This is a genomic window from Mesorhizobium sp. M7A.F.Ca.CA.001.08.2.1 (assembly GCF_003998455.1).
GTDB classification, from domain to species: domain Bacteria; phylum Pseudomonadota; class Alphaproteobacteria; order Rhizobiales; family Rhizobiaceae; genus Mesorhizobium; species Mesorhizobium ciceri.
This window is the reverse complement of the sequence record NZ_RZPW01000259.1, coordinates 1-7,790: the sequence shown is the minus strand read 5'-3', so window position 1 is coordinate 7,790 and position 7,790 is coordinate 1. Positions and strand designations below refer to the sequence as shown.

The window sequence follows — 7,790 nt, the reverse complement described above, 5'->3', positions numbered from 1 at the left end:
GGTTACCAAAACCCGTTCCTGTGGGTTACCAATCCGCTTGTTGGGTGGCCTCAGGTTACCAATCAACGCCGCAGTAAGCTTAATGGAGACAGCCCCTTAGCGCCAGTTCGGAATTAATTGTCGTTGGGGCACATTGGTAACCTGTTGACCGAAGGGCATTGGTAACCTCGTCCGGCGAAAAGGGTGGAATATGAACCACTTAGCAGTCTTCGACAGATAATTCCGGACTTGGGGTATCACCAACGACAGATAATTCTGGACGGCATATTGGTTTGCCAAAATGCGAGGACTTGTTTCGCAAATCGCGCCCCGATTAGCTAGCAGTCGGCCTAAACCGAACGCAAATTCCGGGCCTGCTATTCTGGAGCCCCGGCGAACGCCAGGGCCTTCTCAAGCTTAGCGTCCTGCTTCATGGTTTGCCTGCGGGCAGCCAGGTTTCTGTTCTCCGCAGAATGCTGTGCGAGCCACCGCAGCAGGCGACAGAAGAGTCCAGACGCCAACTCCGGTCTGCCTAGTGCAATCGCGTACACAATCCGAGCAAGGACTCTCGCGTAGCGGCGAAACAACTCATCCTCCAGCGAGACGATAGCCTCGAAACTGCCCGGGTCGCCCTGACGTGCGCATCGCCCGAAGAGCTGACGATCGATGCGAGCAGATTCGTGGAATTCGGTCAGAACGACATGTAATCCGCCGCTTTGGACAATGCTCTGCGCGAGCCGAATGTCGGTTCCTCGACCCGCCATGTTTGTCGCTACGGTCACGCGCCCTGCTTCTCCCGCAGCCGCAACGATGGCCGCTTCCTCCGCGTCCTGACGGGCATTCAGCACCGTGTGGCCAAGTCCATGCGAATTGAGCAAGGCACTCAGCTGCTCAGAAGCTTCGACCGATCGAGTTCCAATGAGGACTGGTCTTCCGAGCTTCCTCAACTCGCGCACATGGGCGGCGACTTTGCGCCACTTTTCCTCGGCGGTTCGGCAAAGGTATACCCCCACGTTCCGTCGCTGGACCCCGCGATGCGTCGGAATTCTGACGACCTCGAGCCCATAGACTTCCTGCAGCTCCGTCGAAATCTCCGCAGCCGTGCCGGTCATCCCAGCCAGCCACAAATATCTCCTGAAGAATCGTTGATAGGTAATCTGTGCAAGTGTTTCCCGACGGCCGGTTGTTTTACAACCTTCTTTAGTCTCCACCAGTTGGTGAAGACCGCGCTCCCAAGACCGGTCGGCCATTACCCGTCCAGTATACTCGTCGACAATCTGTACCTTCCCGTCTGTCACAATATAGTGGACGTCCCGTTTGAAGAGATGGAGGGCGGACAGGGCCTGCTCCACCAATTCAAGGCGCACCCTTCGCGACGCCCAAAGGCCGCCCACAGCCGAGGCGTCAGTGCCAGCGACTAAGGCCCGCCCTCGTTCGGTCAGCCGGACTGCCCTCTCGCTGCCCAACAAACGATAGTGCTCACCGGCCCTCAGACCTTTAGCCAAATCCAACGCTGCCCTGTAAATCTCGGTCGCAGCCGGATCGTCAGTCTCGCGCGAAATGATGAGGGGTGTCCTGGCTTCATCAACCAACACGCTGTCGGCCTCGTCGACAATTGCAAAATGCAACCCCCGCAACAGGAGCTGGGATGCCTGCTGCCCGTCACCGATCGTCTTGTCTAGCAGAACACGAGCACCGCTGCGACGCCCGCGCAGCGCGATCGTATCCCGCAGGTAGTCAAAGGTAAGCTCTTTGTTGGTGCAGTAGGCGACGTCGCAAGCGTAGGCAGCGCTACGAACCGATGGATCTTGCCCATGCAGCACCAGCCCTACCGTTAGTCCAAGGTTCTCATAGACGGGCCTGAGTTGATCAGCATCCCGCTGTGCAAGATAGTCGTTAACAGTGACGATGTGGACTGGAACTCCAGCGAGCGCGGCTGTGGCCGCCGGCAGGAGCGCCGTGAGCGTCTTGCCTTCACCCGTTTCCATCTCCGCGAGTCGACCTTTGAGAAGTGCATAGCCACCGATAAGTTGCACCGGATGATGCTGCATGCCGAGGAGACGTTGCGAGCATTCTCTTATTAGCGCAAATGAACGAGCGACGATGCTTTCTGCGAGTCCTTCACGCGAGAGGGCCAGCTTGATTTTTTCAGCGGCCACCGAGATGCTGTCATCAGCGAGCGTTTGATACTCGTCCCCAAAGCGCTCGACGTCTTCCAGAAATGTTCTGAAGCCGTTCAACGTCATACTTGGTCGGCGCTTGACCTTTGCCTGGACTCTGGTGAGAGCGTCGTCGAGGAAGCTCGCGGTCTCCCGCCGTCTTTCGGCAAACGGCATCATCCGGAGGTCCGCGATCCTCCAAGGCCTGATCGTGTCTTCACGCATGGAACTGGGACAGAAAGAGTTGCCGCACCCGGCGTGCCATCTGCAGGCCAACCGGCTCCCATTCGAGCTCGAACCGAACATAAACGCGGCTCCCGAAAGCTGGCGGGAGAGCGTCAGCGGAAATCTTCAGATCGAATTGGAACCAGCGTCTGAGGGAGTTGAGCCCCTCGGCGTCACGCGGATCAACGGCAATGGCGCCACCACCGCTCGACGTCAAAGCCTTGCTCGGAAGCTTGTCGTAGGCGGCAGGCACTTCACGCAGAATTTCCGCCGGAACCGCGGCGCCACTCTGTCCCGGCATTCGCACCGTGACGCGAATCAATTTCTCTCGCACGAGATCGATATCGTCCTGCGAGACCACTACGCGGACGATGCTTCCCGCAGGTGGCGTCACATAACCGAGGATCGCTCCCTGCCGGAAGAAGCGCTCAGGCATATCCTCGCTCTGTTCAACGACCAGAACTCCGGCAGCGGCGCTGGTCGCCACCAGGTGGCGAAAACGATCCTGCGCTCGATCGAGCTCCGCCTGGGCTTCATCAAGTTCCTTCCTTGTCACCTCGGCCTGCGCGCGGTTGACAAAACGTTCCGCCCGGAACTGAAGATCAAGTTCCCTGACGCGGGCCTTCAGGATTGAACTCTGCATCTCCAGAACCGGATCGGTGCTTTCGAACAGGGGCTGGCCCGGTTCCACGGGTGAGCCAGGGAGGCGCTTCAGTTCCCGCAGGAATCCATCAGCGCCGGCGCGGACGTAGGCTTCCTCCGGCAGCCAGATCACGCCTTGTGACATTGTCAGGTGCGGGGCTGGCACAGCAAAGAGCAGCGCGGTTCCAGCAAGCAAGGTGAGGGACGTGACCACCACTGCCCGCATCCGATGACGGCGCAATCGAGGGCTGGCGATGACGTGCCATAGCATCTTGGCTGCGGGCAGCGCCACACCCGAAACGATCCCCCACAGTGCCACAAGGATGCCGAGGATCAGGTAGTGCGTTGCGACAAACAGCGAAATGCCGAACAGGACGAGCATTCGATAGATGAATGACGCGGGCGCGAAAGCAAGCAACCAGATTCGTTCGCCCGGACCGAGCGGAAGCGTGCGCTCCTTTTCGACACCGAAGGCATAGCGCTCGACCAGGCGGCCCCAGAATTCGGACGAGCGCTGTGCGAGATTGGGCATCTCGACAAGATCGGCCAGCACGAAGTAGCCGTCGAACTTGAGCAGCGGATTTCCGTTGACCAGCACGGTCGAAAGACCGGCAACGAGCATCACGTCGAAGGCTATTGCCCGCACGACGCCGGTCTCCACAGTCAGCCACACATAGAGCCCAAAGGCCGCTAGCAGCGTTTCAACCAGGATTCCGGCCCCTGCCACTGCTGCACGCTGATACTTGCTGCGAAATCCGGCCGATGCCGAAGCATTCACATAGGGCACAGGAAAGAAGACCAGGAACATCAGCCCCATTTCATGGACTTCACCACCGAAGGCCCGCGTCGTCAGACCGTGCCCCAGTTCATGCAGCAGTTTGACGACAGGATAGACAAGAGCAATCAAAAGCAGGCCCTGCGCCGCGAAGACCCGATCCGAGATATCTTGCGACAGGGCATGTGAGTGAAGGCTGGCCAAGTACAGCGCAGGCGCGACAACGACAACCCACAGAACCAGGCCGAGCTTGCCAAAAAGCCCGCGGCAAAACGGGAGTGCCGCCTTCAGGAAGCGATCGGGGTCAAAGAGTGGCAGAGTGAGGGATAGCGGGCTCTTGAGATTGCGCTTCAATAGCGCCTGACTTTGCTTGGAGAACCGATCGAATGCTTCCAGGGCGTCCGGCTGAGTGTCGTGGCGAATGAGATCCGCGACATGAAGCTGCGTCAGCAATCCAATTGTCTCGTCCTGGCTCGGCGCACTGTCGCCGAACATGTCCACCATGCTGTTCCAGATGGCGTCGACAGTCTGTCGCCCGTCGAGATTGGCAATGAAGTAGTATGCGACCGGTGTGAACCGGTGGGACTTGCCGCTGGCGGCGTCCTGAATGACGTACCAGGCGCTGCCGCGATAGCGATGACGATGGATCCGCGCATGAAGCCGGAGCTTCGGCTTGAGGCCGCAGACCCTATACCAGTTTGAGCTCAGAAACGGTTCAACCACCACCTGCTCCCATGCCCATTAGGGGATCCAAGCCCAGATAAGGAGCCTGGTTCGCTCGATCAGGTTGCGCCCCAAAACCCAAAGCAGCCGGCGCTCACCAATTTCGATCTTGCCGATGCCTTCCATACCCGGCCGCAGAGGAAGGTCATTGGAAAGCAGGTTCGCTTCGACGCGGAAGAAGTTACGGCCGTCCTCGGCGGTCGCCACGGAGGTCAGCCGGGCGATACGGAATGGGACCGTCTGGCCGGCCGCACCGGTAAGCGCGAGAGCACCCTTTTGTCCGATGGCAATGTGCCGGATGTCCTCCTCATCGACCCGCAACACGACCCGATATGAACTCAACGGCGCGACCTCGAACAAAACCTTGCCTTGCTGAACAGGTGCGCCGAGCATCTGACTTAGATCCCCAGAGACAACGAAGCCGTCGACCGCGGCGACAATCCTGCTGCGCGCCAGCTTATCCTTGGCTAGTCTCGCTTGGGCCTCTGCCTGATCGATCTGCGCCTGCAGCACCTGCATATTCAGCCGGTCGTGCTGCGATTGTGCGTCTCTGTGTTTCTGCTGGAGTTTGCGAACCTCCATCTCCCACCGCGTGCTCTCCAGCACGAGATCGCGATCGTCGAGGCTAGCGAGAACGTCACCCTGGTGTACGATGTCGCCAGGTCGCACATTTGCGCGGGCGATGAACCCGTCGAAGGGCGCCACCGCGGCTCGCTGTATCGAGCCCTCGAGCACGGACTTGGCTGATACCCGGAATTCGGTGTTGGCAAAGGCGAGAGACCCGAACAGAGCGAGTGCCGACAGGACTGCGAGCTTGAGCGCGGGTCGGCGCGGTCCGAAGATCGCCGTAAGGGTTGACCGGGCGTTTGTGGCGATCCTGCCAGCGATCCAGCGCTCGGACCCTCGCTGCAGCTCAAGCACAGGGCCGGCAAGGGTCCCAAGGAGCTGGAGAGTTTGAACCGCCTCGAGATCAAAAGGATCGTTGGTTTGACGCTCCAGCGTCATCACGCCGATCGGTCCGTTGGCGGCTGAGAGCAGCACCGACAGAACGCTCCTGATCCGGCCCGAACCGACAAGTTCCTTGTGAGCTACCGCGATCCGCCGTTCGGTTCCAGTCACCACGGGATAAGATACCGGTAGTCTCTGGTCGAACGCCTCGTCCATGGCGTTTTCCAGTGTGCCGACCAACTCCGACTTCCGCTGAAACCAGGCCGAGTGCGACATCGCCCGCATCCGGATTCCGCGCCGCTCATGGAACCCCAGTGAAACGCGCTCGCAGCCGAAGCGCGCCGCAACTTCGTTCGTCAGAGCCAAGGCCGCAGTCTGGAGTCTGGAGTGTTCCTCGACGACTGCAAGCATGTGGAGGGTTGCATTTGCGCGAGCGAGCAGACCTATCTCGCCAGTGGCCCGCTGCCGCAGCAAGGCTGCTTCCAGCCACCCGGTCCCCCATTGCAACTGCCGGAAAACGGACTTGAGATCGAAACCGGCATGGGAGACAACGTCAAGCACGACGACGCCTACGGCGTTGCCCTGCACGTCGATTGGAAATGCGACATGCACACGCGCCATAGGACCCGTACTTGCCGGGATTGATCGTACGACCCCACGGTGCTCTCGGATTGCCTGCTCTGCCCCAGGGCTCAGGTATGAGACATCCTTTTCGGGGTCCGGCCAAATGGCGGCAGGCCGGTACGGACCTTCTGGACTCTGAAGCAGAAGGAGGCCAGCCCCCGTTTGCTGGATCTGGCTACACTGCAGAGCCAGCCAGCAGGAGCAGAACGTTGCCAGGTTGTCGGCTGTCGCAAGCGACGCCCAAAGCACGGCGTCATCCCGCGACGAAACTTTGCCGCCATCCGCGGTGCGGTCCCTCGTAGCGTCGTTTTCAAATTGATCAAGAGTGTCCATCGAACACCTCGAGATCCGTGGCACCAGGCCCAATCGATTTCATAGAGGCGGACAAAACGCTGTCCTGTTCCAAGCAATGGTGGACCGCTCGCTTTTCCATCTTCGTCCGCCCACGCCAGTTCACCCCGCATCGTGCCGCTGGTTCGCAACAAGCGTGCGAAACTTGATCGTGCAGCGCAGCCCCGCCGGCACCTTGCCCTCCGGGTTGTCGAGCGTAAGCCTCACACCGAAAGTCGCGCTGGGGGCATCGATGAACCGGTCGACCACCGACACCTTGGCGGTAAGACGGCCCCCGACAGGGTCTTCCGGATAGACTTCGGCAAGAGCGCCGACCTGGATTCTTCCCAAGCGTTCGAGTGGCAGATACACCTCCACAAACAGCGGATCGGTCCTAAGGATAGTCAACACGTGGGCCTGGTCGTGAAGGTACGCTCCGGCCGTGAGCGCGCGCTCTATGACAACACCGTCGTACGGGCTGCGTATCATACGCTGCTCCAGCAGTGCCTCTGAATGCCTCAACTCGAGCTGCGCCATCCGAAAGCTAAGTTCGGCCTCGTGCAGTTCCTGCTCGGCTTGTTTCAAGTCAGAATCGCTTTCGTCGCGGCTCGCCTCGGATGCTGCCTTCATCTCGGCGAGCTTCGTTATCCGATTGGACTTCTTGGTGAGGTATTCCATTCGAGATCTTTTCGAGAGCACCTCATGGTCGTTTTCTGCCCGAGCCCGGGCTACCTCGAGCGAGGTTCGTTCGACGCCCGAGTCGAGCTCGGCTACGATTTGACCTGCTGTAACTGCATCGCCACGATCGGCAAATACCTCTTTCACGAGCCCTGAAACGGAAGCGCCGAGCTCGACCTTCGCACTTGGCTCAATCAGACAATCGGCATCGAAGGCGGCTTGTCTCTCTTGCGCAAGAGCGGGCTTCGAAGCAGACGCAAATGCCAGCGCTGCAGAAGCGCCGATCACCAAGGCGCAAAGAGAAGAGTGCGATAATCGCAGCTTAGCGCAGTTCGCCATGGCGGTTTTCGTGCTCCTGGATGAGCTTCGTAATGAGCTCCTGCAAGCGCTTCGCCGCGAATGGGCTCAGGATAATGCGGTGGTGCAGCTCGATCTCGAGATCTCGCTGCTGAAGATCCCAATTCTGGTTGATCCCGAAATTGAGGACCACCTCTTCTCGCGTGCTGGTGGCGTTGCAGACATTGCAATAGCTGCTTTTCAAGTTCGCCGTGTTCAAACGTACAGGAGGCTGCGTCTTGCCCGCCGCAATCGTTTCGTTTGAGCCATTCTCTGACTTGCCGCTCGCCATCGTGTTACCCCTTCTCCCTACCCGCCGATCAGTCCCGATACTGGCTCGAAACGCTTGGCTAATTCCTTCTGCTCTGCCC

General features: G+C 59.6%; 5 protein-coding genes. All 5 read right to left on the bottom strand.

The genetic code is table 11. From position 1 onward, the window contains the following. Nucleotides 1–356 precede the first annotated feature (356 nt). Entirely contained in the window at nt 357–2,318 is a 1,962-nt protein-coding gene (locus EN914_RS16885) for a DEAD/DEAH box helicase (protein ID WP_164752926.1), read from the bottom strand. 37 nt (nt 2,319–2,355) lie between these two features. Next, nucleotides 2,356–4,503, bottom strand: coding sequence for a hypothetical protein (locus EN914_RS16880; RefSeq protein ID WP_024504957.1), 2,148 nt, complete (start codon nt 4,501–4,503; stop codon nt 2,356–2,358). Nucleotides 4,504–4,521: 18 nt separating this feature from the next. Continuing rightward, the gene (locus tag EN914_RS16875; protein WP_164752907.1) at nt 4,522–6,072 is read right to left on the bottom strand and encodes an HlyD family efflux transporter periplasmic adaptor subunit; all 1,551 of its coding nucleotides are present in this window, start codon (nt 6,070–6,072) and stop codon (nt 4,522–4,524) included. A gap of 456 nt (nt 6,073–6,528) precedes the next feature. After that, nucleotides 6,529–7,422 (bottom strand): efflux RND transporter periplasmic adaptor subunit, encoded by an 894-nt coding sequence (locus tag EN914_RS16870; protein ID WP_024504959.1) that lies wholly within the window; start codon nt 7,420–7,422, stop codon nt 6,529–6,531. Further along, nucleotides 7,406–7,790 (bottom strand): DUF3467 domain-containing protein (locus tag EN914_RS16865; protein ID WP_348631913.1); only part of this gene is annotated, 385 nt, incomplete at its 5' end. The genes EN914_RS16870 and EN914_RS16865, both read right to left, overlap by 17 nt.

Bases quoted from the DNA above. Each gene is read 5' to 3' on its own strand.
- EN914_RS16885 (WP_164752926.1), bottom strand. From the start codon at position 2,318: ATGATGCCGTTTGCCGAAAGACGGCGGGAGACCGCGAGCTTCCTCGAC.
- EN914_RS16875 (WP_164752907.1), bottom strand. From the start codon at position 6,072: ATGGCGCGTGTGCATGTCGCATTTCCAATCGACGTGCAGGGCAACGCC.
- EN914_RS16870 (WP_024504959.1), bottom strand. From the start codon at position 7,422: ATGGCGAACTGCGCTAAGCTGCGATTATCGCACTCTTCTCTTTGCGCC.